The following is a 26,213-nucleotide window of genomic DNA, read 5'->3' on the forward strand; positions in this document are numbered from 1 at the left end:
TACTTACAGGGGGCGAATTGTGTGACCTTTTGGAGTTGGAATAAGCTACGGACAAAGCATACATCCCCAAGTCAGCAACCTCGGATGATACCGCTGAAGAATTCACCTGCTCATCAGATTATGGAAGCAAATAAAGAGGCGAGTGTCAGCACGCAGCTAGAAGCAACGATTACATTCGTGCAACAGATACTCGGTGAAAATGACGACTTCATCATACGCCGGTTTTGCCTGTTTTCCGATAAACCAGCTGTCGTGATGTATTTCCCTGACTTGATTGATAAACAGTATTTGAACGATCATATTTTAAAGCCTTTGATGTTAACGTCCTCTCAAGATTATGCCCAAGCAGTAAGCCGCCCTATGAAAGATTTTCTTTTAAACGATACGCTTTATGCGTGTGAAGGAAGAACGGAAACAGGGCTGAATGAAATTATTCAAACCATCGTAGAAGGGAACACTGTTCTTCTAGTTGATGGAGTTTCGGATGCGTTTATCTTCAGTACACGCCATGTTGATAAGCGAGCGATCACGCAACCCGAAACGGAACAGGTGATCCGTGGTGCACGGGAAGGCTTTATTGAAATGTTGGGTACGAATTTGGCCCTGCTTCGCTACCGTCTCCCGACGCCGGATTTACGGATAAAAACGATTCGCATAGGACGTATCACGAAATCCAAAGTGGCTCTCTGCTACATAGATGGCATTGTGAATCCTGCACTCGTAGAAGAGGTGTTCAGGCGTTTATCGTTGATTGATATCGATGGTATCATAGACGCGGGGTACCTGGAACAGTTTATCGAAGATAACCATGTATCTCCGTTCCCGCAAATTCAAAACACCGAACGACCGGATAAAGCGGTCGCTAATCTTCTGGAAGGCAGAGTTATCCTGCTTGTAGACGGATCTCCGTTTGCGCTCATATTGCCTACGGTATTCAGTCAATTTTATCAAACGGTCGAAGACTACTCAGAAAGGTATCTCCTCGTCAGTTTCATACGATTATCACGCCTGGTAGCTCTGATTTTCTCACTGATTTTCCCATCGCTATATGTGGCCTTAATTTCGTTTAATCCGGAGCTGATCCCTACTGAATTTGCAGTAGCGGTAGCGGGGGGAAGAGCGGGAGTGCCTTTCCCTTCTGTCATAGAAGTTTTGATTATGGAGATATCCATGGAAGTACTAAGAGAAGCAACACTTCGGCTGCCACAGCAGGTTGGGGGAGCGCTCTCCATTGTTGGTGTGCTTGTCGTTGGACAGGCAGCGGTTGCGGCAGGATTTATCTCTCCAATTACGGTTGTTATCATCGCTTTGACGACGATCGGTTCCTTTGCCACACCGGCTTACAATGCGGCACTGGCTCTCAGACTATTGCGCTTTCCACTTGTGATTTTATCAGGCATATTCGGCTTATATGGGGTGATGATCGGATTGATTCTGATCGCCAACCATATGCTTTCTTTAAGATCATTCGGTGTTCCTTACTTGAGCCCGCTAGTCCCAGGTAATTTTCAAGGGATGAAGGACACACTGGCACGGCTGCCGCTGTGGAGCATGCCCAAACGACCGACACTTTTACACACACTGAATGACACTCGTCTTGGAAAAATAACGCAAGAAATGAGTGGAGAAGCGCCAAACAACACATTAGACCCTTTGAAAGTCGGAAATTCAAGGAGGAACGTAACCGATGGAGCATCCCCGCCAGATCACAGTTATTCAAGCGGCGATCATACTGATTAGTACAATCATTGGGGTGGGTGTATTAGCCCTATCGCTTTTTGCTGTCAGAGCTGCCGATTCCGGAGCGCCGCTTGTCACATTGCTAGGCTTTTTGATTGGTTTACTAGGACTTTGGCTCTTAACGAAGCTCGGTATGCGTTTTCCCGCGCAATCCATTATAGAATACAGCGAGGATTTGATTGGTAAATGGCCAGCGCGTGGATTTAGTGTTTTGATTATCGGTTTTTTTTGCTTGCTTACCGCACTGGCATCACGTGAATTTGGAGAGGTTGTTGTCACTTCCGTCTTAAGCAAAACCCCGCTAGAGGTGACGGTGATCGTCATGCTGCTGCTAGCGGCTGTTTCCTCTCGCGCAGATATAACGACCTTTACGTATTTTCACCATTTTTATTTCCCTATCATCGTATTTCCGGCACTATTGATTGTCGTGCTCTCACTAAAAAATGCACACGTAATCAACCTTCTGCCCCTGTGGGGAAATGAACCAAGCGACATGTCAGGGGGGATCCTCACAATGGCAGCCTTATTTCAAGGCTCCTTTGTCATGACCATCGTCATTCCTGCGATGCGCAGGCCGGAGAAAGCCATGGTTGCTGGGTATATCGGTATGGTAATACCTGGTGCGTTATATACACTTATTGTGATTGCCACAGTAGGCGTATTCGGAGCAGAGGAAATTAAAAAATTAGTCTGGCCTACGCTGGAATTAGCCAAGACGACTTCACTGCCCGCCAACATCCTGGAGCGTTTAGATGGCGCATTTCTTGCGGTATGGGTTACTGCGGTGTTTACGACATTGTTGTCGACCTATTATTTAGCCATTTATTTTTCAAGCCAGCTGCTGCGCCTCCGAGACCATAAAATGTTCGCCTTCTTTCTTGTACCCTTTATCTATGTCATCGCGATGTTTTCCCAAAACCTACTGCAGCTGTATGAAATCATTCAAATTGTCGGGCGCTTAGGACTCGTATTCACAGTTGCGTATCCATTTGTCTTATTTGTTGTAGCATTGATTCGTAAGAAAAAAAGTCGGGGGGATCAACTTGTGGCAAAATCTGATTAAACAGATTTTTGTTTTCGCGTTGGTGGCCCCTTTGCTTACAGGCTGCTGGGATCGTCTAGAAATCGAAGATCGAGCTGTCGTCCTAGCGATTGGTATTGATAAGGCGAAGCCGGGTGATGAGAAAGAAATCAGCAATACGACGCATATTCTGGGCCAGGATCCAGAGGCCAATAAGGTACTCATTCGTATCACTGTCCAAATTGCTGTTCCCGGCCGCATTCCCTTAGGTACAGGGAGCGGATCCGGCAGCCCTTCTGGGCAAAAACCGGTCTGGGTGCTGACCAGCGTCGGATATACCATTGATGACGCTTTATTGAATCTTCAGCAGCAGCTCGCAGGTAAGTTGTTTTATGGCCATTTACGGGTCATTGTGCTTTCGGAAGCCATAGCCAAAAAAGGGATCGAGAATGAAAACGACTTCTTTCGACGTCAACCTCAAGTCAGAAGAACCGTTTGGATGGTCGTATCCAAAGGAAATGCGGCTGACCTCATGAAAGCTACTCCGCAAATGGAGCGCGTTCCGACATTATATTTGCTCGCTACCTTGGAACATGCCAGAGAAATGGGCAGGCTGCCCAATATTTTCTTGGGTGTCTTTTTCAGTGCCAATTCTGCCAAGGGGCAGGAAGGAATGCTCCCTTATTTGGATTTAAAGAAGGAATCGAACATTGAACTTGCTGGGATGGCCTATTTTAGAAACGATAAAATGGTCGGCTCGACAACAGCCTTGCAAATCGGTCATTATATGGCGATCAAAGAAATTAACCCAGGGGGGTATAGTGTTATTATGGAAATGCCGGGCACGAAAACGACGGCTATATTTAAATCTAAGCATCGGAAGTCGCAAATAACGACAACAATCAGAAATGGAAACGTGCATACCATCATAAAATGCCAAATTGAAGGGGACTTAACGGAGAAATCGAATGAGGAGGTGCTCATTTCAAAGGAAAATTTGAAAAAGTTGGAGGAGAAAATACAAGGAGATGCTAATGTTGGATTTAGAAAACTAATCCAGCAGACTCAGAAGGATGGCAGTGATATTTTCGGCTTCGGTGAATATGTGCGCGCGACGCAGCCAACCTACTGGAACAGGGAAGTCAAACCCAATGAAAGATGGGAAGATCAATATAAAGAAATGTCCGTCGATGTCAAGGTGCAGGTAAAGATTAGACGAATTGGGACGAAAACCAACTAGGGAAGGATTCGGCCAATGATTACCTTTAACAATTACACGGTTTTGCTGCTGTTAATCTCTGGGTTGCTCATTTTAGTTTTCGATGTGAAAATTTATACAAAGGCTAGTATGCTGAGAGAGAAGAAGGGGGCGTTATTTGCAGGTTGGTTCAATATCTCTTTGGGCGTTCTTTCATTCTTTAGCTATCTGGCCTATGAGAAATGGTTTTGGAAATAAAAGGGGGTGCACCCATGGCCAATGTACAGCGCAAGCAATCGAAGTCCCTGCTGACCAAAGCGAGCGGGTTCCTCGATGGTTATTCGCATACGTTAAATCCGTACACCGGCTGCGCCTTCTCATGCTCTTACTGCTATGTGCGGCAAATGCCGGTGGCGTTGTTCCGCAATGAACCCTGGGGCAGTTGGGTCGACGTGAAGGAGAACGCGCCCGCTCTCCTCGCCAAGGAGCTGGCGAGGGCCAAAAGTAAAGGGCCCGTCACGATCTTCTTCTCATCGGCGACGGACCCGTATCAGCCGATCGAATACAAGGAGCGGCTCACCCGCGCGCTCCTCGAGGTGATGTCCGAGCAGCAGCCGGACTTCTTGTTCGTGCAAACCCGCAGCCCGCTCGTGAAACGGGATGCGGACCTGCTTCAGCTGCTCGGCGACCGCGTCCGAGTCAGCATGACGGTGGAGACGGACCGCGAGGACATCCGCCGCGCGTTCACCCCGTCCGCGCCACCGATAGCGGCGCGGCTGGAAGCACTCCGCGAGCTCGCCGCGCGCGGAGTCCCGGTGCAGGCCACGATAGCGCCAGTGCTGCCATGCTCGGACGGCTTCGCCGAGCAGCTGGCCGGCATCGTGGATCGGGTGTGCATCGACGATTACTTCATGGGCGATGGCAGTGGGGGAGGACGCACGGGGCGCAACGGTGTGCGTGCGATCTATGACGCGCTGGAGTTGACCGACTGGTACAGTCGGGATGCGTATCGGCGCGTGCACGAACAGCTCCAGCGGCAATTTCCGCAGGAGCGTGTCTTTGTCTCTCAGGCGGGATTCCTCCCCTGATTGTCCGCCGATCTTCACTCTGTTTGTACCCCGACTGGTTGCTCATCATGAACGTCAGTATGATCTCTGAGCCGCTGCTTGAATTCCTTAGGCGAGCATTGATTGTAACGCTTGAATAGTTTGTAGAACTGAGCCATGTTCTGAATACCGGCTTCATAGCTAATTTCCATAATACTGAGATCACCTGTGAGCAGGAGGCGCTCGGCTTTTTTGATACGTTTATAATTCACATAATCAATAAAGGATAGTCCCATCACTTTTTTAAAATACTTAATAAAGTAATGATAACTCAGATTCAGAATGCGGCACATATCTTCGACCGTAATTCGTTCTGTCAAATGCTCGTCGATATAATCCAGCGCAGGACGCAAACGTGAGATGCCTGAATCCTCGGTCAGACCAGCAAGATCACGTTTATCATTGCGCAGAAGAAGCAACAGGAGGTGCTTAATGGCAGCAACAATGGCTAGCTCATAACCGATGGTACGAGTTTGTGACTCATCATGAATGTGCCGGATGAGCTGGTAAGCGCTGGCTCTAACCGACCTATTTGAACGAAAAAGTTCATTAAACGGCTCGAGGGAATGCGTCAGCTCCGAAAATAAATGCAAATAAGCGAGTGTGCTCAGATCGAAATGCTGCGTTAGATCGATTTGAAATACAATTTGGTGCAAGGGCTCTTCAGAGTATTTATGTGTGCGATGGGGCTGCGAGGAACCAAGCAACATGACATCTCCGGCGTCCATTACGGTATAGGTATCCTTCGTTTGGATAGCGAGTTGACCCTGGGTTACGACCAGAAACTCAACCTGCTTATGCCAATGCCATGTCCAAGGGTCGGGCAAGCCATAGTGGGGGTAATCATGCTTGATTTCCCATATTTTTAAGAAAAGAAGCGGGTTCTGGTACACGACTTCTTCATTTCTAATTTCAGTTAAGTTAGTAGGACTAAGAGTAGGGTTCATAGGCATGGAATACCTCACTAAGCTGGACATTTTCGAATAAGGTTTAGTCCCAATAAGTATAACATCGCGAGACAGCAGATGACACTATTGAATAAGAAATAGGCATAATTCTGCCTTTCCTTGACGCTTGGGAAAACCTATACTCAGAAGTAAGAATGAATACGCTATCGTGGAGGCATGAAATGATGAGTAAACCATTAAATGTAACCGTTTGGAACGAATTTCGTCATGAAAAAGAAAGTGAAATCGTCCGCGCTGCCTACCCTGATGGCATACATACAGCCATTGGTGAGGGCCTTAGCGGGTCTGTCCAAGTCACATATGCAACATTAGACGATCCTGAGCATGGGTTGACGGAAGAGGTTTTGAACAATACGGACGTATTGATTTGGTGGGGGCACAAAGCACACGGTGAAGTACAAGACGACATCGTAGCTCGTGTTCAAAAGCGTGTATGGGCAGGCATGGGCCTAATTGTCTTGCATTCCGGTCACTTCTCCAAAGTGTTCAAAACGCTTATGGGCACTTCCTGTGATCTCAAATGGCGCGAAGCTGACGAGAAAGAACGTCTATGGGTCGTTGCACCTGGTCATCCAATCGTGGAAGGCATTGGCGAGTACATTGATCTTGAGGCAGAGGAAATGTATGGGGAGCATTTTGACATCCCACAACCTGATGAGCTTATCATGGTTTCCTGGTTCGAAGGCGGCGAAGTGTTCCGTAGCGGCTGTACGTTCCATCGTGGGAACGGGAAGATTTTCTACTTCCGTCCAGGTCATGAAACATACCGTACGTACTACAATGAGCAAATCCGCCGCGTGATCTCCAATGCAGTTCATTGGGCTGCCCCATCGACACGTGAGTATCCGAAATACGGTAACCACAAGCCATTGGAAGAGATTAAAGCGAAGGTTAAAGCGTAAATCATCGTATAGCAGAGAGCATACCTCCTATTAAATGGGGGTATGCTCTTTTTCAACGCGTCAGACTCCTGAGGCCATGCAAATAACTGGCTAGTTTTACCCGGAAATAGATGTAGAACATCCAGTTAACTAGCAGAAACGGTTCGATCGATCATTTTTTCAAAGCTTCCAGCATGTCGGTAATATGGGCCTGCATCAAGGTTTTTGCTTTTTCGCATTGTTGCTCTTCAATAGCTATGGCAATTAACGCATGATAATGCGAAGCTTTCGTTCTCATGTGGGGCATCGTGTTGGTTTGTTTCCTGCCATCTTTAAGAAGGGGCATAATGGCTTCCATCATTCTCCCTAGAACTGGGTTTTTCGCGCCTTCCACAATAACTTGGTGAAATGCCAAGTCTGTATCTAAGTAAGATCCACCCTCCTTCATCTCCTGATCTAGTTGTGTTGTTAATTCATGAAGCCTTTTTACTTGTGATTTTGATGCATATTGGGCGCATAGTGCGGCTAATTCCGGTTCTATTAATAATCTCGCTTCCAACACAGTAACAAGCGAAATATGCCCTAATTCTTCTAGTTTCATCGTCGGATCTTCGAGTAAAAGCGGGTCATTTCTAACATACATGCCACGTCCGTGCTCAATACTAATCAGCCCTTGACTTTCCAACGTGCGAAGAGCTTCCCTAACAGTCGTTACGCTAACAGAAACATGATTGGCCAATTGCTGGAGGGTAGGAAGCCGATCCCCCGGGGCCCATTCCTTGTCTATAATTTTTTGTTTAAATGCGTTAATGGTGGTTTCAAACACCGTTTTTTTCATGATTTAGCGCCCTTCCTCCAAATTATTATCTGTTATTCTAACACAGAAGATATTGTAAAAACACTTATCTTACTTACACGTATAGAAATAATAGTTATGAATTGACAAAGAGGAAAATAGATACTATGATTCAATTATAGATAGTATGTATTTTATTTTTGGCATGATTTCGGGCTGAATTTATAGGGAAATGCTCATTTGAAAGGCAAAGTCATCCGATGAATGTGCCAATTACAAGAAGCTAGAGAAAAGAGGGAAATGGATGAAAATCACAAGCTATGAGACGTTTATTGTTCCACCGCGCTGGTTGTTCTTGAAAATAGAAACCGATGAAGGCATTGTTGGATGGGGAGAGCCAATCGTTGAGGGGAAAGCCCATACTGTACAGGCAGCTGTATCTGAACTTATGGACTATTTAGTTGGTAAGGATCCTTTGCGTATTGAGGATCATTGGCAGGTTATGTACAGGTCTGGTTTTTATCGGGGCGGTCCTATTCTAATGAGCGCAATCGCTGGAATTGACCAGGCTTTATGGGATATCAAAGGAAAATTCTACAATGCTCCAATTTATCAGCTGTTAGGTGGCGCATGTAGAGATTCGATAAAAGTGTATTCTTGGATCGGGGGCGACCGCCCAAGCGACGTATGTCAAGATGCATTGGAGAAGGTTAAAGCCGGATTCACCGCAATTAAAATGAACGCCACCGAAGAGCTGCAGTTTATTGATTCTTATGAGAAAATCGATCAGGTAATTGCACGGGTCGCTGCGATCCGAGACGCAGTTGGACCGAATTTGGGGATTGGTGTAGATTTCCATGGCAGAGTACACAAGCCAATGGCTAAAGTTTTAGCCAAGGAATTAGAACCTTTCCGTCTCATGTTTATAGAAGAGCCCGTTTTACCAGAAAACAATGAAGCCTTACGAGACCTCGCACATCATACCAATATCCCAATAGCTACAGGCGAGCGTATGTTCTCCCGTTGGGATTTTAAAAAGCTGCTTGAGGATGGTTATGTTGATATCATACAACCTGACCTATCCCACGCTGGAGGGATTACGGAATGCAAAAAAATTGCCTCGATGGCCGAAGCCTATGATGTTGCTCTAGCACCTCATTGTCCGTTAGGGCCAATTGCACTAGCAGCATGCCTACAGTTAGATGCCACAGCCTACAATGCTTTCATCCAAGAACAAAGTCTTGGCATTCATTATAATAAAGGTAACGATTTACTTGATTATATTATCGATCCTGCTGTATTCTCCTATGAAGGCGGATATGTAAAAATTCCTGATGGTCCTGGTCTTGGCATAACGATTAATGAAGAATACGTTCGGAAAATGTCGGAGATTGGTCATCGGTGGAGAAATCCCGTATGGCGTCACAAAGACGGGTCTGTAGCTGAGTGGTAAAATAAATAAGCAGAGAGAAGTTCCTGAGTGCGGGAGCTTCTTTTTTATGGTAAGCAATACTGTCGTTAGACTTGTAATTGGTTATGTAGTGAATAATAAACTTGAATCATGGAAATCTATGAATAGACTTAATAACCATGATAGGGGAAATACATAATGACTCAAGATAATACAGTAATAGATAAGAAAAATGATATCCGACTAACTTCTGGTGATCTCACACCCCTATGGACAGGTTATTTCGGTGACAGTATGGCAAATTGCGTGCTCAAATACTTTCTGAATAAAGTTGAAGACGCGGAAGTGAAACCAATCGTTGAGTACGCACTTGGATTGACAGAGGAACATATGGAATTTAAAAATTCGCTATTTGAAAACGAAAAATTCCCTATTCCTATTGCCTTTACTGATAAGGATGAAGTACAAAGGAAGTAGTCGAATATATTATGCGCGGCAGAGATATTTCTTCTAAACATATTGCAGTATTCAGCTCTCTATTGCGCGATGACCATTTGCCAGCACCTATGACTTGGGAAACAGATATATCCAATTCAAAGGAAGCCCCATTTTCTGAGAAGCTTATGCTATACCATACGATCTTCCTTTCAACATTAGGTTTAGGGAATTATGGAGCAGCTATTGCAGCAAACACTAGGAGAGATTTATCAGCTTTATACCTCCGGGTATTAGCAGAAACAGGAACATTTGCAGATGACGGTGCCGAACTCTTAATAAAGAAAAAATGGATGGAAAAGATGCCTGGTCCGATAGAACGTAATGCTCTATTATCCGTGTAAACGGTGATGCCTTTTTCTCAGAAAAATGATGGGTTATATGTCATTGCACTCCCTCGGAAGACGATAGCACAATAATCAGGGAGCAGATTGCCACGGCAGCTGCTCCCTGTTTTCATTCAAGTAGTAGGAGATTAGTTAAATAAACAATCATAAAATCATTAAAGTGGTATAAAAACATACTGTTTAATCAATTCGGAGACCTTGCTTGTACTAAATTGCGGCGTAAGACGCTGACCGCAAGTAGTAGTGCTAAAGGCAATACAAACGCAAAAGGCTCCCACATTGGACCTAAATAACTAACGGTTTCCACCCATTTCCTTATTCCTGTGAATGAAGCTTTCCCGTTTAAAAAAAAGATCATTCCCACGATTAAAATTAACAGCCGGCTATCACGGAGATTGAACAATCGTACAACAAATAAATTCATAACATACAGTGTAATCGTTACTTTCATAAAAGAGCCCACTATTAAGGACATGCCAATAACGGATTCAATCCGTTGAACGATTTCCTGTACCTCGATCATGCGCGCCAACTCGAACATAGGGAATTTACGATCGCCAGCGAAGGGACCGAAGACTAGGATCGTGCTTGTGGTAACCAGAATCAAAACGATCAGATTTAATGTCATTGAGACGAACATAACTTTTGGAATTCGCTTTTGCTCATCTTCTTTTACGAATGGGATCAACATACTGAACAAGAAAAGTTCCGCGTATGGAAATGAAAATGACATATAGGCACCTAAAATAACTGGCTTGATCTTACTCGGTATGAGCGGTTTCAAATTGCTGAAATCATAATCAGGAATGCTGAGCACAAGCACGATGCTTACAAAAACAAGTAAAGTAACAAGAAGTAACGCAAACATTTGTGAGATAACTTCAATACCTGACATGACGGTCAATACAGCTACAACCAAAATTGTAGATGTAAAAATGTAAATCGGCGTCTCACTCATCATGGTGCTTTCCATAAAGAGACCAACATCCAGCGTAATCCCTGTACCGATATGAATAATATACGGTAACGGAAGAATGATCACGAGGATGAATGTCGCGACCTTTCCAATTAAGGAATTGCTTATTTCAATAAAGTCTGTTCTAGGAAAGCGTTTATGCAAATAGAGCATACCCGTTAGCAGGAGGCAACCGGCAATCCAAGAAAGTAAGATGGACAACCATGCGTTGTTGTTCGCTACTCCAATTATGGGGCCAGGAATATTAATAATGGATGACCCTGTTAAATATGTGAAGAATAAGACTCCGAGCTGTCTAGCACTGATCGTAGACCCTTTTGTATCCATGAATCCATTCACCTAATTCCAAGGTTATTCTGAGGGTTTCAACATTTCGACCACCCTGCGAGAACTGTTACCAAATACATAGTCCGCCCAATCGTACATTGCGAAAAATTTTGTATGCCAAATACAATCTACGCTCATAAGTACGGTAATCGTCAGGAGTGTGGCATAAACAAGACGTTCTCTAGTCTGGGCACCTTTTAATCTTTTGAAATCATGGGTAAAGATCGCTCCATAAAGGATGAAAATCAAAATAATAAATCCAGTCATACGTTCACCTTTCCGGGTTACTTCGAAAATACCGGTTTACCGGCAGATGTACCCGTGTTTTCCAGATTTAACGTTACACGAGCGTCAAAACTGGCATGAGAAAAATAGTCTTCCCATTCTGATTCTATCTTGTTCCATAAGCTTTCGTTATTTTGATAAACACGATTGGCGATTAGAAAAATGTCCAGCTTCTTTTCTTGCAGATTCTCAAACGTTTGTTTCATCTGATCGACGATAATTTCCTCCGTCTTTTTCACAAAAGCAGTTTCAGCATCGACTGACTTGAAATTTGTGCATTTCAGCTCGCGCGCCGAGCCCTTGGCCATTGCCTTAACCGAAACGACCAATTTGTCATTAACAAATTGATAATCTAGATTGCTCGAAAAATCTGTTACTTCAAGGGTTTCAGTTTTTTGCTTGTTTTCACTGGAATTTCCGCATGGCACCTCGATCAGACCATAGTTGTAACGATTCGTTAACATGAGATATCCGTCATTTTCATCTCCAGTCAATTTATCGACCATTCTCTCCTTCTTAAATAAGGCGGAACCGCTGACCTTGAAGCCTTTCTCCTGACTCGGAATAACGTATGAAATGACCGCATTGCCGGTTTTGTCCCGCAACTGTTTACCTAAATTAAATAAGTTAGAGTCGACAGTTCGAGCTGCATATTTATAGAGCGCCTCCTTGGATCGCATGATTTGTTGACTAGATGTTTGTTCTATTGTTGGTATTTTTTCTAAATACGATTGTGCATTGCCTTTCGTAATCATGATGGATGCTGTTAGACGTGGTTCAGGGTCGCGATAGAAAATATCTAGTAGCTCGCCAATATTCGCTCGGCGTGCGGTCTCTTCGCTGATCAGAATGACCCGCATATGGCTCCATTGTGATCTCCTTCCAAGTTCTCCTGTGATATTGCGTATCGCGGGTAGGACCGAATCGCCTGTTGATATGACATTAAAACTGGCATTTCCAATGCTTTGGCTACTACTCTTTTCCCCTTTCGGTTTATAGTATTGAGTAGTTATCTGCACAGTCCCATCCTGCTTCGTATCGATCGCTAGACCCATCACGAATACCAAATCCGTTAATTCGTAATGACTCCAGCAACCCGTAAGGAAAATCGAAACTATCACCAGAACCGTGTTCATTCGGAGAAATATGTTCATCTTTTATCATTCCTCTGCAAAGTCTTACCCAAAGTACCTGCTCGAGACTTTCGCATCAACTGTCGAAGAGGTGCGCGAACAAATACATCCCGCCATTCGGATAAGTTCAAAGGCGCGAGTGGAGACATGTAATACTGACCTAGCGGTCTTAATCTGCACAGATGAAGCAAGATTAGCAGCAACCCTAGCATCAGACCGTACCCACCGAGCCAAGCTGCTAATATCATCAACGGAAACCGCAGAACACGTAAGCCGATCGCTACACTGTATTGAGGGATTGCAAAGGAAGCAATTCCTGTTAATGAGACGATGATCACCATGCTAGGCGATGCGATGCCTGCTGCAATTGCAGCCTCCCCAATAACTAGTGCCCCTACGATACTAACAGCTGATCCAACAGGACGTGGCAAACGAATTCCCGCCTCCCGAAGCAGCTCAAAGAAAAACTCCATGAGGAACGCTTCAACAAATGCTGGAAAAGGAATTCCCTCTCTTGCATCGACGATGGCAAGAAGCAATATGGTAGGGATGAGCTCTGGATGAAATGTCGTAAGCGCAATATAAATGCTAGGCAGCAAAAGTGCGATGACAAATGCAAAAATGCGCAACAACCTGATTAAACTCGACAGGACAGTCCGCTGGTAATAATCTTCGCTTGATTGGAACAATTCGATAAATAAGCCAGGGCATAACATCATCGTGCCGGTTCCGTCTACCATCACCAGGATCTTACCTTCCAGCAGTCCAGCAACAGCCACATCTGGACGTTCAGTGAACCGTACTTGCGGAAACGGTGAATAGATATTGTCTTCGACCAATTCTTCGATATAGGATGTCTCGAGTATTTCCAACGCCGGGATGCAACTTATTTTCTCACGAAAATCATTCAGCAAAGGCTTGCTTACTCGGCTATCTAAATAACCGTATACGAGATTGGTCTTCGATTCGCCGCCTCCGACCAAATAGGTCATTTTAAGGTCAGGGGTGCGTAACCTTTTTCGAATCAATCCCACATTTGTCTGAAGATCTTCGACGCTCCCTTCGCGTGGACCTTGCACGACGGATTCACTTACCGGTTCTGCTACAGTTCTGGTTTCGACGGAAAGTGCATCAAACGCGAGTGCTTTGTTCCATTGATCGATGAGAATAATAATATGGCCATTTAAAATTTGAGTAATTATATCGTCAAGCCGTTCGAACAGAACAGAATTTCTAGTCGAAACACCATGGTTTTCATAAAATGAGGTGAATGCTTCCAAAGTTACGTCGGTGGCTGGTCCGTTTTCATGCTTAAGCAGATCTTGCAGCGCTCTTTTCAGGTAATTGGTTTCGTTTTCCTTGGTAAGCGTTTTAAAGTAAATCGAGCAGGCAGAAATAGAGAAATCCATACCGAAACGCCATTCTTGGATCACAAGATCATGTGCGCCTTCAAAAATTTGGTTCATTATGTTCAAATTATCGAGAATCGATTCCGACAAGTTTTTATTAATATCCATTGGATGAGAGGTCGCATTCATTTTGTTCACCTATTCCCAGATCATGGTTATGCATTTATTCTGTCCAAGAAAGGCATATCTATCCAATATTTAGCGATCAAAAAAGCTTAGTCTTTATTATTTAGACAGGATAATACAGGAATTTACATTTTGTTTGTCGAAATAATGGGTTAAACACTTATACAAGAGGAGCACTACTATGAATCTAAAGTCAATGAAGTTGAAATTACTATCATCTGCAATGGCCTTATCACTTATCATCTCCGCAGTAGCACCATTATCGAGTGCAAGCGCAAGCACTTCTACATTAACAAGTGGAGCGTATATCACGGATGCTGAGGATCATTCCATCAACACCCTAACTTTAGGTCAATCCTTAAATCTCAAATTACGTGATTACACAAGAGTGTCTGGGTGGGTCGATTTATCCGATACTACCTTCCATTCTGCTGACTCTGGGGTACTAGCGGTATCCTCAGAAGGTTCTCTTTACGCGAATAACATTGGGACTTCGGTAGTCACAGCTACTTATGGTGGTGATACCAAAACACGATCTATTCAAGTTATTCCACCCTATAACTTGCGTTTCGGACAATTTCAATTTACCGTAAATGCAGGGTCAACCCAGACATTTACCCTTACAGGTCAAGCTTCTTTCGGACCTAATATCGATTACACAGCTAGAGCCACCTACACCTCTTCGTCTCCAGATGTAGTCACGGTTGATAACACTGGTAAAATCAGGGGCTTAAAGGCAGGTACGGCGACTATAACAGCAACTCTCGCAGATAGATCAGCTACAGCCGAAGTTCGTGTAGCCAGTTCAGCATCAGTTCAAGGTACAGAAGACCCTCAAGTTATCGCCCAACGCACCAGTAGTTTAGCCCTCTGGAACAGTATCCGCTCGGCTATGGGGTATTCTGTCGTAACAGAGAATACGCTACTGGTGAAAGCGGCACAAAACCATTCCAACTACTTAGGTGTTTCGTCTGCACAGGCATCAAAAGGGCACTCGGAGACAGCGGGAGACGTTGGGTTCACTGGTTCATCTTCTAGCGAACGTACTGCTTACGTGGGGTATCAAAGTCGTGGTGGCGTTGGCGAAGTAGTCCATTACATCCCCAATGACAATAACCAAGCGATTCAAGGTCTAATCGACGCCCCATACCATCGTGTCTTGATGCTAGACCCTAACGCATTCGAAGTTGGTATCGGTATTCATCTAGCTCCTCCTGTATCGACAGTAGCCAATATTGGCTACGTCAACAGCGATACAAAAACTGTTTCGTACTACCCTTACCCTAATCAGCAAGGGGTACCGACTTATTGGCATGCAAATGAAACTCCAAACCCGTTGCAACCACACGGAAAAGCAGGAGCTAAGGTTGGTTATCCTATTACTGTTTCGGTAACTGGCTTCGGTGACGTAACTTTTATTAATGCAACGATCAAAGATGCTTCAGGTACGGATATTCCTTTCTACCTAACGGATAAAAATAATTCAGGTAGAGGTTCAATTGTAATAACACCTAAGAGTCCCTTATCTCCTAATACCACTTACACTGTCAACTTCAATGGCTCTACGGAGGGGTTAGGCGATTTCCAAAAGACTTGGTCTTTCACAACAAAAGGTGAATCTTTGGGTACGTTATCAGCTATGGTATCGGGTATGGTCTTGAGTGTAGGTCGTCCACAGTCAAACACGATCTACTATAAAACAGATGATGGCTACACGGATGTAACATCTCAAGCCACATTCACATCGTCCAATCCTGCCCTAACTGTCTCTAATGGGGTATTCACTTCGACAGAGCCTTTCACTAATGCTACTGTTACGGCTACCTACAAAGGGTTATCATTCACGATAGCAGTATCTGCAGAGGGCGAAGCGGTCAAACCTAAACTTCCTACGACTGTAGGTGATCCGTCCAAAGTAGTAAGCACCATCCCATCGAACTACCAGACAGTCAACAAACAAATGAAGGATGTATCCTCGCATTGGGCAGAAAAAGAAATCGCTTGGGCAATCAGCCAAAATATCGCTCAGGGATATGAAGACCACTCTTTCAAACCAAACGGTGATGTCACTGAAGCCGAGTTCCTTGCTTTTGTCCTACGTGCTTTAAAGTCCGATCCGAAAAACGTCGATTTGACTGAAACCAACAGTTGGTCTGATGGTGTATACAATCTTGCTAAAAAGTATAACCTTCCTCTAACGGGGTATTCAAACCAGAAGTCCCGCGACACGAAGATTACGCGCCAACAAGTAGCCAATATCATCGCTTCGGTAGATGGTCAAGCTCTGCAAGGTGATGCTTCAATCAAGTACCTTTTGAACAAAAATTACTCTCAAGGCAAAACATCAGCCACGGTAGAAGGCTACAAGGGTAATGACACTCTAACCAGAGCCGAAGCAATCAAATTCCTGCTAAACCTACTCGAAAGAGGGGTAACAGAGGTTAAAGGGTCTTAAATTGAAAGTGATCGATCGCCTTAAAGGAACAGCCCAATTTAATGAAGCCGTTGAAGCTCAAAAAGAAGAGCTGCGGATCGGTGTGATGGACGTTGAACGCGCAGAGATTCGCCGCATGTACGAAACTGGGGAGATCAGCAGCGAACAATTGAAAGACTTGAGAAGAATGATCAATTATATCGAGAGCGCGACACTTTACGAGCATACAGAATAGCAGATGATTTTAATATGAATAAGTACATATTCCAAGGAAATGCACTGTTCCTGGTTCTGGTGACTGATGTTTACTTTTGAAAGGGACGCCGCGTAGTAGCCAAACGAAAAGGGCAGTTCATTTTGAACTTCCCTTTTTTACTATGTTTTGAAGTATTTTTGGTACTGTATTAATTTATATTTCCTCTCATGTGTCATCTCAAAAGTGATAATCAAAAATGACTGTTCACATTTGAGGGAATTTCATGTCGCATTGTTCGTATTCGGGGGATATTCTTGTCGTGAAATTCTGTGGTTTTAATGATTGGGGGGATATTCTTGTCCCTAATGGGTATAGATTCTTGTCGTTAGACTGTCGTTGATTATCGTCGTTATTCTCCATCAGCCCCTTGCTTTTACAAAAAAAGTGGTCTATAATTCATTACACGATCGTTGAACGAAATGATGAAGGTGAGATTACAGGTATGAAAAGAGTGCCAAAAACAAGCCGCGATCATCAGGCTGCCGAACGTAGAGAGCAAATCTTGCTTGGTGCGAAGCAATTGTTTGCGGAGCATGGTTATCACGGGACGTCAATTCGTGCTATGAATAAGCATATCGGGATCACAGATGGCTTGTTGTATCACTACTTTCCAGGCGGAAAGCAGGAGATATTGGAGACCATTTTCCATGAGGCTCAGCGAGCTCGGATGGAACTGATGGATCAGTTAATTAAAGGTATCCATCCAGGTCAGCCGTTAGAAGAAGCATTATATCTGTTTATTTCAAGATTGGTGGGCACGCTCATCGGGGATCCGGATTTTATGAAAATTATGCTGCGAGATTCGGATAATATCTTATCAGAGGATAAGAATTTCATGTCGCAGTTGATTTTGCAGCGGCACCAAGCGCTAAAGGAAGCTCTGACGAAAAGAGCAGAAGCAGGAGAAATTCGGGAAATGGACTTTGGCTTAGCGGCCAAACAAGTGATTTCCGTAGGCATGATAGCCGTAATTGGACAATTCACAGCTGTGAATATGTTGGAGACGGATATCGATAGTTATTTGAAAAAAATGATCGCTTTCACTGTGTCACTTTGGAGAAAGTGATTTCTTTTTTAATAATTTCGTTCACACAACGTTGAATGAAAAAGAAATACACTCATTATATGAATTTAAGGAGGCATCACTATGAATCATTTTTTTAAACAGAAACACCCGTATATCGCTATTATTGCCGTTTTCCTCGTCATTCTTCTATTGGGTATTGCGCAACTCGGTTCGACGGTGAATCCTACGCCTAAGAATCTTCCCGTATTGCTCGTTCAAATGGATGCGGGTGAGAAGCTTCCAACCGGCCAAGAAATGAATTTCGGCAAGCTCATTCAGGAGAAAATAACGGCTGTCCCAGCTCAAGCTGACACCGTATCACCGCTTAAGTGGAAGACACTTGCTAGTGAACAAGAAGCCATCGATGCGATGGATAGAGAGCAAGCCTACGCAGCGATCATCATTCCGGCAGACTTCAGCCATAAGCTAGCAAGCTTATTATCCCCTGTGCCGCAGGCGTCATCCATAACGGTATATGTGAACCAAGGGATGAATAACACCGCAGCTACGATGGCGAACGGCGTACTGAGCCAGATCCTTAATGGCGTTAACGGTCAAGTAAGAGAGCAACTATTAGCACAAGTTAGTCAAAAAGGCGGCAACCTTACCGTTGACCAAACCAAAGCATTCGCTTCACCGATCGTGGTCACAAGCAAGAACATGAATGCCGTTGGCACGAACAGCGCAAATGGTAACGCACCTGTTGTGTTGACCCAGCTTGCTTGGTTTGGAGCCATGGTGACAACATTGTTACTTTTCATGGCAGCTGGAAAAGCAACGCAAACGGGCTCGCGCTCGCATCGCTTCGGGATTCAAGCTTCCCAATTGCTCAGTGGTGTCGTCATCACCGCGGCTTCTGCTGCCAGTATTCTACTTGTAGCAGGTAAGTGGCTGGGCTTAACGATCCCCAATTATTGGGAGATGGGGTTATTCCTTACTTTTGTCGGTTTCGCCTTCTTCCTGTTGCAAACGGCCGTTGTAAGCTGGCTTGGTTTAAAAGGAGTGCCGCTGTTCGTGCTCGTTTTCTTCTTCGGGGTACCGGTGCTTTCCCTGCCATTAGAATTATTGCCATCATTCAGCCAAGATTGGCTGTACTCGTGGCTGCCGCTTCGTTTCGCTGCGGAAGGACTTCGTGATTTGTTCTACTTCCGTCAGAACTTGAACTTGACCAGTCCGATGTGGACGTTAGGCACGATTGGTGTCGTGGCTATGGTGGTTATTTTCCTGTCCCTGTTAAAAAAGCACGATCAACCTGCAGCTAAAATTGAGGCTTTCCGTTCTATGTAACACAGTCAATCTGTTGTAGATACAACAGAAAAGTGGTTTCGGCAGATAGTCTAGTCGAGCTTCAGACCTGAAAATCACAAAAGGGTCCAACCTGACACCCAGGTTGGAGCCTTTTCGCATTATCGGCTTTCTATGAACATCAACGCAAATCATTATAATGCTGCATCTTCATGAAGTGAATGGTGACAGTAGTCCCCTCGCCAACCGCTCCTGTAATCGACAGATCATGACCCAGCTTTAGCGCCATTTGTTTGGCTAAGTAGAGTCCCATACCGGTAGAGCGGCTGTGTGTTCGGCCATTCACCCCAGTGAAGCCTTTATCGAACACGCGACCGAGATCAGCGGCGTCGATGCCAATCCCCGTATCTTGAATGATCAACCGCTTCTCGGAGTCGGTTTCCTCGGAGCGGAAGGTGATGCTGCCACCATTGTCCGTGTAGGTCAAGGCATTCGCCACGATCTGGCCAATGATGTAGCCCAGCCACTTGCTGTCACTGTTCACGCTTAGGGTAAGCGACTCCATGTCGGGGCGTATCCTTTTGGCGATAAACAGTTTGGCAACCTTCTTGATGCTCTCCTTCACTAGTAGGTTCAAAGACAACTCCGAGATGAAGTAATCTCTGGAAAAGGAGTCAATACGCGAATAGTAGAGTGCTTGTTCGACGTAGCTATCGATCTTGCTAAGCTCGTCTTCGAGCTTGTCTACGAGGTATTCCGCGGTTTTGCCGGCGCGGTTCTCCATAATGAGACGGCTGGCTGCGATGGGCAGCTTCACCTCATGAATCCAAGAGAGGATGTAGTCCTGATGATTGCGGATCTCCGATTGCAGGAGCTGCGTTTCATTCGCTTGATCCTTAGAAAGCTGAGTTAACAGCTGTAGATAGAGCTCTTGCTCGTTGTTTTGAGACTCGGGCAACGCTTCGATGGCCCAATCTTGATGTTGGCTTTTGCCAAGAAACTCACCCAGCTCCTTGTAGAAGGACTTCCGATAGAAGTAGCCAATGGTTATATATAAGGCAGCGAATAGAAAACAGCCTGCATTCGTGTAGGTGATGTTATTAAGGGCGTCCTGCCCTTTGACACTGACAAACATGATCATTGAAATGAATAGCATCGTCACTGCATACATGCCTATGAAATATCGTTTATCCTTTAAATAAGAGAGAAAGCTCATGGGATCATGTACCCTTGCCCTTTCTTGGTTGTGATGTAATCATCGCGTCCAAGTTCTGCTAGCTTTTTGCGCAGGCGGGTAATATTAACGGTTAACGTATTGTCGTCAACGAAGCTCTCATCCTCCCAGAGACCTCGCATCATTTGCTCTCGGCTGACAATTGCGCCTTGATGCTGCATGAGAATAGTGAGGATTTTGAACTCATTGCGGGTAAGCTCAGTTTTCTGATCTCCACAGGCGATGTCACCATCCTTCAGATTTAGGACGACACCATTATGGGCCATTACGTTAGCCGATGTCTCCATGTAGGAGTAGGTTCTGCGCAGCAGGGCATTGATTTTGGCCACGAGGACGTCGGTATAGAAAGGTTTCTGGATAAAATCATCGCCACCCATATTCATGGACATAACCATATCCATTGGCGTATTGCGAGACGAAAGGAAGAGAATCGGTACATTCGAAACATCCCTGATTTGGCGGCACCAATAGAATCCGTCGAACGCCGGTAAATTAATGTCCATCAGCACCAGATGGGGATTTTCGGCCACATAAACGGTGAGAACGGCGTCGAATTGCTCGATGATAATCGTTTCAAACCCCCAGCGGCCCAGTGCTTCAGCCACCGTATCTCGTATCGTTTTATCATCTTCCACAATCATAATTTTCATAGAAAGTTTCATGCCTCCTATAGGGACGAATGAGCCGATTATAACACTTCACCAGAAATCGTAGCATAATCATGACAAAAATGTAAGATACCGCAGAGGCGTTGTAAGTTACTTCGATGGTTGCAGGATCCCGAAGATAGTAGGATAGAGGTATCAGGAATCAAACCATGATATTGGAGGAATAACCGCTATGAAAACGATCGTGGAAGCCAAACAATTAAAGAAAGTATACGGCACCAAAGGCAATGTATTTACGGCGCTGAAAGATATCGATTTGTCCATTACCCAAGGTGAATTCGTCGGCATTATGGGACCTTCTGGATCTGGCAAAACGACGCTGTTGAACCTGTTAGCCACAATCGACCAGCCAACCTCGGGGGAAATCGTTGTCGACGGGATTAGTCTGGTGAAGATGAAGGAGGCAGAGCTGGCGAAATTTCGCCGTGATAAGTTGGGCTTCATTTTTCAGGATTACAATTTGCTCGATACGTTGACTGTGAAAGAGAACATCATTCTCCCGCTTGCCCTAGCAAGAATGAATGTGGCTGAATTGGAGCGCCGCGTAGAGGTGATCAGCAAGAAGTTCGGCATCGATCCGTTGCTAGATAAGTACCCGTACCAAATATCTGGGGGCCAAAAGCAACGAACAGCCGCATGCCGTGCCATCGTGTCGAACCCTAGTCTCGTACTAGCAGATGAGCCGACAGGGGCATTGGATTCGAAGTCTGCGACAGAGTTGCTGGAAAGCTTACAAAGCTTGAACGTGCAGGATAAATCGACGATTCTCATCGTGACACATGATGCTTTTGCAGCTAGCTATTGTACACGCGTAGTATTTATTAAAGATGGTCAATTATTTACGGAGTTAAATAAGGGGACGTCTTCGCGCAAGGAGTTCTTCAACAAAGTCATGGATGTGCTCTCGGTGCTAGGGGGTGGGGCAAGTGACCTTATTTAGTCTGGCTAGAAGGAATGTTATCGGTAATCTGAAAAATTATTTGATCTATTTCATCTCCATGATTTTCAGTGTCGTGATTTATTATACGTTCGTTTCTTTACGTTTCAGTGAGGAGATCGCGGCGAATATGCAGAAATGGGAGGGCATGAAGTCCGTTTTCACGCAAGCTTCCTTGATTCTCATCTTGTTTGTAGCGGTGTTTATTTGGTATTCCAATTCTTTTTTCACCAAAAAGCGGAAGAAGGAAGTAGGCCTATACGCCTTGCTTGGTGTGAGGAAGCGTAAAATTGGTACGATGTTATTTTATGAAAATATGATGATGGGGATAGGCGCGGTTGGCGTGGGGATCATTCTAGGCACGTTACTCTCCAAATTATTCGCCATGATGTTCCTCAAGTTGTTGGATTCAACAGTTGAAGTCAGTTTCAGTATTTCCTCTGAAGCGATTGTCAACACACTGATCGTATTTGCCATCATTATCGTGGTAACTTCCATCCATAGCTATCGCTTGATCTATCGCTTCCAGCTCGTGGATTTGTTCAAGGCAGAGCAAGAGGGGGAGCAGGTTCCGAAGCCATCGGCTTTCTCAGCAGTGTTGGCAGTTGCTCTATTGATTATCGGCTACTGGACGGTGTTTCAGCCTATGACGACTTCTGCTCAAATGGGGCGGAACTTCCTCATTATCTTCGGCACCCTGATCGCCGGCACGTATCTGCTATTCCGGTATGCACTCATTTATATGTTAAAAATCGCCCAAAAGACGAAGTCTCGCTACTATAAGGGGATGAATATGATCTCCACTGCGCAATTGATTTATCGCATTCGAGGGAATACACGGATGTTCACGATGATTGCGCTGCTCAGCGCGCTAACGCTTTGTGCGGTTACGGTAGGATCAAGCGCCTTTTTCACGATCACCAAGGATGCGGAGGAGGAAGCGCCTTTCAGCTACATGCACATTTCACAAGGAGCAAGCTTCGATGGGCAAGTAAGTAGTATGTTGGAGGGGGATCAAGAACATCCAATTGAAGTTAAGCTGGATGTTCCGATTATCCGAGTTTCAGCGGACGTGACGAATTTCTTTTATCATCCATCGAGTCATTCACCGAGTTCCGTTCCCATCAAGCTGGTGTCAGCCTCCATGTACAATCGGACCTCAGAGGTGTTAGCCCGAGAAGGTCAGGTTGTACTCCAGGATCAAGATATCGCAGTTATTCAGCCGAGATATTCGACGTTTACCTTGAATGAAGTGAAGGGAGATACGATTACTTTGGGTGCTCAGGCAGATAAGCAAACGTTAACTGTCCAACAGTTAATTGTAGGAAGAATGCTGCCATGGAGCTTCCCCGATCTCGTCTTCATCGTCAGTGACAACATGTATGCTAAGCTGCTGCCAGGTTTAGAAGAAGTGACATACAAAGGGTATATCGTCAAGAATCAAGGATCTACGAAGTTGACCTCGAATTCCCTTATGAAGCTGAAGACAGATCAGAACGGGATGTCTACCTACTACTATCAATATCGCCAAAACATGGAGGGGGCAGGCTTGGATATATTCACGCTGGGCTTCTTAGGGCTTGTCTTCCTGGCTGCGACTGGATGTATGATTTACTTCAAACAGCTAACGGATGCGAACGAAGATAAAGCGCGCTATGCGATGCTGCGCAAGATCGGTGTAAGCCATAAAGAAATTAGGACGACGATTGCCAAGCAGACCCTGTTCGTGTTCATGTTGCCTCTTCTGCTAGGTGTTATGCACAGCATCATGGTTCTTAAAGCCTTGACGACAATCCAGCTCATTAGCGGAGAGATCTTCATCCCGGTGATGATAACGACGATCCTTTATGCAGCTATTTATTTCTGCTACTTCGTGCTATGTCTCGGAGCCTCGAATCGTATTGTCAGCAGGTAAAATGGTGAAGGTGACGCCATTCCATGCATTCTTAGCCCCAACGCTCATCCCGTGATGATCCATAATTTGTTTCACGATGGCTAGGCCGAGTCCGAACTGCCCCTTGCCGCCGGTGCGGAAAGGCTCAAACAGATTATCCGCAATCTCTTGATCTAGGAGCGGGCCATCGTTACTCATCCCAATTTCAAAATGAGGAGCGGGGCTCATGCGGATCCGAATACAAGATTCGGCATAGCGAAGCTGATTATCGAGCATGTTTTCCAAAGCGATCTTCCACTGTTCCTGATCTCCGAGGAGCGTATGAGGTGCTATGTTCAGCTCCCACGTGATCTCAGGGCGCTTATAGCGAAGTCGTTCAACAACATCTTCAATAACCGCTTTGATGTCAAAAGCATGAAAAGGCTTCTCTTTGGCCGTAAAATAATTCAATTTGTTCAACAGTAACAGATCGCGGATGCGCTTCTCCAGGCGTTCGCCTTCTTTCATAATGACGCCTAAACTGGCACTTAATGTGCCTTTCGGAAAAACACCGTCTTGAATGGATTGCGCATAACTGCGGATCACCATGACCGGTGTTTTTAGTTCGTGCGACGTATGCTGCAAGAAGAATTGCTGCGCACGATCTTGCTTCACAAGCCGCTGCCGCATCCCTTCAATGGCTTTGCCTAGGCGGCCAATCTCATCTTTGCGGCGGCCCGTATCGATGGGCTCATGCCAATCGCGCTCGGCCATGCGTCCCACATGGCGTTCCATCTGAACGAGTGGACGCGTGAAATAGCGAGCCAGCAATAAGCAGGGGAGCCAGCTGACCACGATAAGGCCAACCATCAATAGGATCAATCGGAAGAACATCGACATGATGAGATCGTTGCGGTAGTTGCCCCAAGCGTAGGAGACGATAAAGTTGGGTGCTCCATGGACGACCTCTTTGCGGATGACATAAAAGATACTGTTATTATCGATACTGCGTGTATACTTGGCAACGGGTTGCAGCTGGGCCAAAGCATCCTTCTCCATGGCCGCCATGAACGGTTCTGTGCTGGAGGCTGTTGCCTCGATCGCTTGTGCGGCTTGTGCTCCGTTAATCATAAAATGACGAATAGACGGGCCAGCTAGTGTGGTCGCCTGAAAAGGCAAGGTGAGCTGCGTGGCCAGCATGGAGGGATCAATCGCTACGCCAGCTTCCGTAAGAGTCCTAGTGGGAGCTGATTCCCCTCTGACTACGCCAACTCCATAAATATCTTGTGCTTTCTGTGTCACCACCACCCGGCTCTCTAGCAGTGGAGTGGAACTCGTCATAATGTCAACGGGTTGAGGGGTCATAGGGAAAGCGAAAACAGGACTCGTTACCGTCTGTGCTGCCTCTACTTGTAGACCACTTTGGGTATCCATCAAAATATCATAGAGCTGCTCCGTGAAAAAGCCTTTTAGCGTCCAAGGCAATAGCACGGCAAGCAGTGTAAAAATGAACAATGTCAGCGCGGCGAAGGCTCCCCATAATTTCATGGCGAGCGGCCACTGGCCTAGTCGAAGACTCATGCTTTCACCATCCTATACCCGTATCCGTATACGGTTTCTAAGCGCATGTCTGGCAGCTTGCGGCGCAGTCTGCGTACTAAATCATCGACAACACGATCAGTACCGAAGTAGTCGATGCCCCATACCGAGCGCAAAACTTGCTCGCGTTCGAGGACTTGCCCTTGGTTTTGAACGAAATAGAGCAGCAGCTCAAATTCTTTCGAAGTCAGATCGAGCGTTGTGCCATTGCGATCGATTACGGTGCGAGCGGGCTCGTCGATCGTATAGGTAGCTAACGTAGTGAGCTGCGCACGGCGCTCCATGGAAGCGGTCAGCGGGCTGTTCCCTTGGCGCGCATATACGCGTTCTAGCAGCTTGCGACAGCGGATGACTAGCTCGCGTGGTAGAAATGGCTTCGCCAAATAGTCGTCGCTCCCAAGCTCAAGACCAATAATGCGATCGATATCGGCATCGCGGGCTGAGATGAAGATCACAGGCTGTGACGGCTGATCGGCTTTAATCTCTCGGATGAGCTGGAAGCCATCCACGCCAGGCAGCATAATATCGAGGACCCACAAGTCCGGCCGTTCCGAGATTGCCTCTCTAGCTGAGGTTCCATCGGGGAACGAACGCACCTGCCACCCCTCTTTCTCCAAATAGGCCGCTAGCACGCCTCTTAAATGTTCTTCATCTTCGACTAAATAGATACTATACATCGTAT

Annotated in this window: 24 protein-coding genes; 15 read left to right on the top strand and 9 right to left on the bottom strand. The window is 45.5% G+C overall.

The window, feature by feature from the left end:
• Nucleotides 1–120: 120 nt before the first annotated feature.
• Genes ASG89_RS04250 through ASG89_RS04270 form a run of 5 tightly spaced genes read left to right on the top strand, consistent with a single transcriptional unit; the run spans nucleotide 121 to nucleotide 5,047 of the window.
• Nucleotides 121–1,740 carry a spore germination protein gene (locus ASG89_RS04250; protein WP_057309214.1) on the top strand — a complete coding sequence of 540 codons (1,620 nt, stop codon included), beginning with the start codon at nucleotides 121–123 and terminating at the stop codon, nucleotides 1,738–1,740.
• Nucleotides 1,688–2,803 carry a GerAB/ArcD/ProY family transporter gene (locus ASG89_RS04255; protein ID WP_057309054.1) on the top strand — a complete coding sequence of 372 codons (1,116 nt, stop codon included), beginning with the start codon at nucleotides 1,688–1,690 and terminating at the stop codon, nucleotides 2,801–2,803. The genes ASG89_RS04250 and ASG89_RS04255 overlap by 53 nt, the downstream gene beginning before the upstream one ends.
• The gene (locus ASG89_RS04260; protein ID WP_235549588.1) at nucleotides 2,784–4,001 is read left to right on the top strand and encodes a Ger(x)C family spore germination protein; all 1,218 of its coding nucleotides are present in this window, start codon (nucleotides 2,784–2,786) and stop codon (nucleotides 3,999–4,001) included. Before ASG89_RS04255 ends, ASG89_RS04260 begins: the two co-directional genes overlap by 20 nt.
• A 15-nt stretch (nucleotides 4,002–4,016) precedes the next feature.
• A complete protein-coding gene (locus tag ASG89_RS04265; RefSeq protein ID WP_057309055.1) occupies nucleotides 4,017–4,217 on the top strand; it encodes a CLC_0170 family protein in 201 nt (66 codons plus the stop codon).
• Nucleotides 4,218–4,231: 14 nt separating this feature from the next.
• Nucleotides 4,232–5,047: an SPL family radical SAM protein gene (locus ASG89_RS04270; protein ID WP_057309056.1), complete on the top strand. Its 816-nt coding sequence runs from the start codon at nucleotides 4,232–4,234 to the stop codon at nucleotides 5,045–5,047.
• A gap of 14 nt (nucleotides 5,048–5,061) precedes the next feature.
• Here the strand turns inward: ASG89_RS04270 and ASG89_RS04275 are convergent, their stop codons facing one another.
• Entirely contained in the window at nucleotides 5,062–6,012 is a 951-nt protein-coding gene (locus tag ASG89_RS04275) for a helix-turn-helix domain-containing protein (RefSeq protein WP_057309218.1), read from the bottom strand.
• A gap of 185 nt (nucleotides 6,013–6,197) precedes the next feature.
• Here ASG89_RS04275 and ASG89_RS04280 point away from each other — a divergent pair, with 185 nt between their 5' ends.
• Entirely contained in the window at nucleotides 6,198–6,935 is a 738-nt protein-coding gene (locus ASG89_RS04280; protein WP_157276528.1) for a ThuA domain-containing protein, read from the top strand.
• Between the two features lie 151 nt (nucleotides 6,936–7,086).
• Here the strand turns inward: ASG89_RS04280 and ASG89_RS04285 are convergent, their stop codons facing one another.
• On the bottom strand, nucleotides 7,087–7,752 hold the full coding sequence (locus ASG89_RS04285; RefSeq protein ID WP_057309058.1) for a FadR/GntR family transcriptional regulator: 666 nt from the start codon (nucleotides 7,750–7,752) through the stop codon (nucleotides 7,087–7,089).
• A 262-nt stretch (nucleotides 7,753–8,014) separates the two neighbouring features.
• Between ASG89_RS04285 and dgoD the strand changes: the two genes are divergently transcribed.
• The 3 genes from dgoD (at nucleotide 8,015) to ASG89_RS38155 (ending at nucleotide 9,960) form a co-directional block, all read left to right on the top strand.
• Nucleotides 8,015–9,163, top strand: a complete 1,149-nt coding sequence (dgoD, locus tag ASG89_RS04290; protein WP_057309059.1) for a galactonate dehydratase — start codon at nucleotides 8,015–8,017, stop codon at nucleotides 9,161–9,163.
• 156 nt (nucleotides 9,164–9,319) lie between these two features.
• The gene (locus ASG89_RS38150) at nucleotides 9,320–9,598 is read left to right on the top strand and encodes a DUF3231 family protein (protein ID WP_057309060.1); all 279 of its coding nucleotides are present in this window, start codon (nucleotides 9,320–9,322) and stop codon (nucleotides 9,596–9,598) included.
• A gap of 11 nt (nucleotides 9,599–9,609) precedes the next feature.
• Nucleotides 9,610–9,960, top strand: a complete 351-nt coding sequence (locus ASG89_RS38155; protein ID WP_057309061.1) for a DUF3231 family protein — start codon at nucleotides 9,610–9,612, stop codon at nucleotides 9,958–9,960.
• A 187-nt stretch (nucleotides 9,961–10,147) separates the two neighbouring features.
• Here the strand turns inward: ASG89_RS38155 and ASG89_RS04305 are convergent, their stop codons facing one another.
• From ASG89_RS04305 to ASG89_RS04320, 3 genes are all read right to left on the bottom strand, one after another.
• Nucleotides 10,148–11,266: a GerAB/ArcD/ProY family transporter gene (locus ASG89_RS04305; protein WP_057309062.1), complete on the bottom strand. Its 1,119-nt coding sequence runs from the start codon at nucleotides 11,264–11,266 to the stop codon at nucleotides 10,148–10,150.
• 284 nt (nucleotides 11,267–11,550) lie between these two features.
• A complete protein-coding gene (locus ASG89_RS04315) occupies nucleotides 11,551–12,705 on the bottom strand; it encodes a Ger(x)C family spore germination protein (protein ID WP_057309064.1) in 1,155 nt (384 codons plus the stop codon).
• The gene (locus tag ASG89_RS04320; protein WP_235549589.1) at nucleotides 12,702–14,201 is read right to left on the bottom strand and encodes a spore germination protein; all 1,500 of its coding nucleotides are present in this window, start codon (nucleotides 14,199–14,201) and stop codon (nucleotides 12,702–12,704) included. The genes ASG89_RS04315 and ASG89_RS04320 overlap by 4 nt, the downstream gene beginning before the upstream one ends.
• 199 nt (nucleotides 14,202–14,400) lie before the next feature.
• Here ASG89_RS04320 and ASG89_RS04325 point away from each other — a divergent pair, with 199 nt between their 5' ends.
• The 4 genes from ASG89_RS04325 (at nucleotide 14,401) to ASG89_RS04340 (ending at nucleotide 19,262) form a co-directional block, all read left to right on the top strand.
• A complete protein-coding gene (locus ASG89_RS04325; protein WP_057309066.1) occupies nucleotides 14,401–16,674 on the top strand; it encodes an S-layer homology domain-containing protein in 2,274 nt (757 codons plus the stop codon).
• Between the two features lie 7 nt (nucleotides 16,675–16,681).
• Nucleotides 16,682–16,888 (top strand): hypothetical protein, encoded by a 207-nt coding sequence (locus tag ASG89_RS04330; RefSeq protein ID WP_235549590.1) that lies wholly within the window; start codon nucleotides 16,682–16,684, stop codon nucleotides 16,886–16,888.
• 463 nt (nucleotides 16,889–17,351) lie between these two features.
• Nucleotides 17,352–17,975 carry a TetR/AcrR family transcriptional regulator gene (locus ASG89_RS04335; protein WP_057309068.1) on the top strand — a complete coding sequence of 208 codons (624 nt, stop codon included), beginning with the start codon at nucleotides 17,352–17,354 and terminating at the stop codon, nucleotides 17,973–17,975.
• A gap of 81 nt (nucleotides 17,976–18,056) precedes the next feature.
• Nucleotides 18,057–19,262, top strand: coding sequence for a YhgE/Pip domain-containing protein (locus tag ASG89_RS04340; RefSeq protein WP_057309069.1), 1,206 nt, complete (start codon nucleotides 18,057–18,059; stop codon nucleotides 19,260–19,262).
• Between the two features lie 139 nt (nucleotides 19,263–19,401).
• Here ASG89_RS04340 and ASG89_RS04345 read toward each other — a convergent pair whose 3' ends face one another.
• Together ASG89_RS04345 and ASG89_RS04350 are read right to left on the bottom strand one after the other, a co-directional pair.
• Nucleotides 19,402–20,436, bottom strand: a complete 1,035-nt coding sequence (locus ASG89_RS04345; RefSeq protein WP_057309070.1) for a sensor histidine kinase — start codon at nucleotides 20,434–20,436, stop codon at nucleotides 19,402–19,404.
• Complete coding sequence (locus ASG89_RS04350; protein WP_057309071.1) at nucleotides 20,433–21,104, bottom strand: response regulator transcription factor; 672 nt, start codon at nucleotides 21,102–21,104, stop codon at nucleotides 20,433–20,435. The genes ASG89_RS04345 and ASG89_RS04350 overlap by 4 nt, the downstream gene beginning before the upstream one ends.
• A 190-nt stretch (nucleotides 21,105–21,294) precedes the next feature.
• On the opposite strand from ASG89_RS04350, the gene ASG89_RS04355 reads away from it, so the two are divergent.
• Together ASG89_RS04355 and ASG89_RS04360 are read left to right on the top strand one after the other, a co-directional pair.
• Complete coding sequence (locus ASG89_RS04355; RefSeq protein WP_057309072.1) at nucleotides 21,295–22,062, top strand: ABC transporter ATP-binding protein; 768 nt, start codon at nucleotides 21,295–21,297, stop codon at nucleotides 22,060–22,062.
• Nucleotides 22,049–23,974, top strand: coding sequence for an ABC transporter permease (locus tag ASG89_RS04360; protein ID WP_057309073.1), 1,926 nt, complete (start codon nucleotides 22,049–22,051; stop codon nucleotides 23,972–23,974). The genes ASG89_RS04355 and ASG89_RS04360 overlap by 14 nt, the downstream gene beginning before the upstream one ends.
• On the opposite strand, the gene ASG89_RS04365 is transcribed toward ASG89_RS04360, so the two are convergent.
• The gene (locus tag ASG89_RS04365) at nucleotides 23,936–25,513 is read right to left on the bottom strand and encodes a sensor histidine kinase (RefSeq protein ID WP_057309074.1); all 1,578 of its coding nucleotides are present in this window, start codon (nucleotides 25,511–25,513) and stop codon (nucleotides 23,936–23,938) included. The genes ASG89_RS04360 and ASG89_RS04365 overlap by 39 nt on opposite strands.
• Entirely contained in the window at nucleotides 25,510–26,208 is a 699-nt protein-coding gene (locus ASG89_RS04370; protein WP_057309075.1) for a response regulator transcription factor, read from the bottom strand. The genes ASG89_RS04365 and ASG89_RS04370 overlap by 4 nt, the downstream gene beginning before the upstream one ends.
• Nucleotides 26,209–26,213 lie beyond the last annotated feature (5 nt).

It is taken from the genome of Paenibacillus sp. Soil766, from assembly GCF_001428105.1.
Taxonomy (GTDB): domain Bacteria; phylum Bacillota; class Bacilli; order Paenibacillales; family NBRC-103111; genus Paenibacillus_E.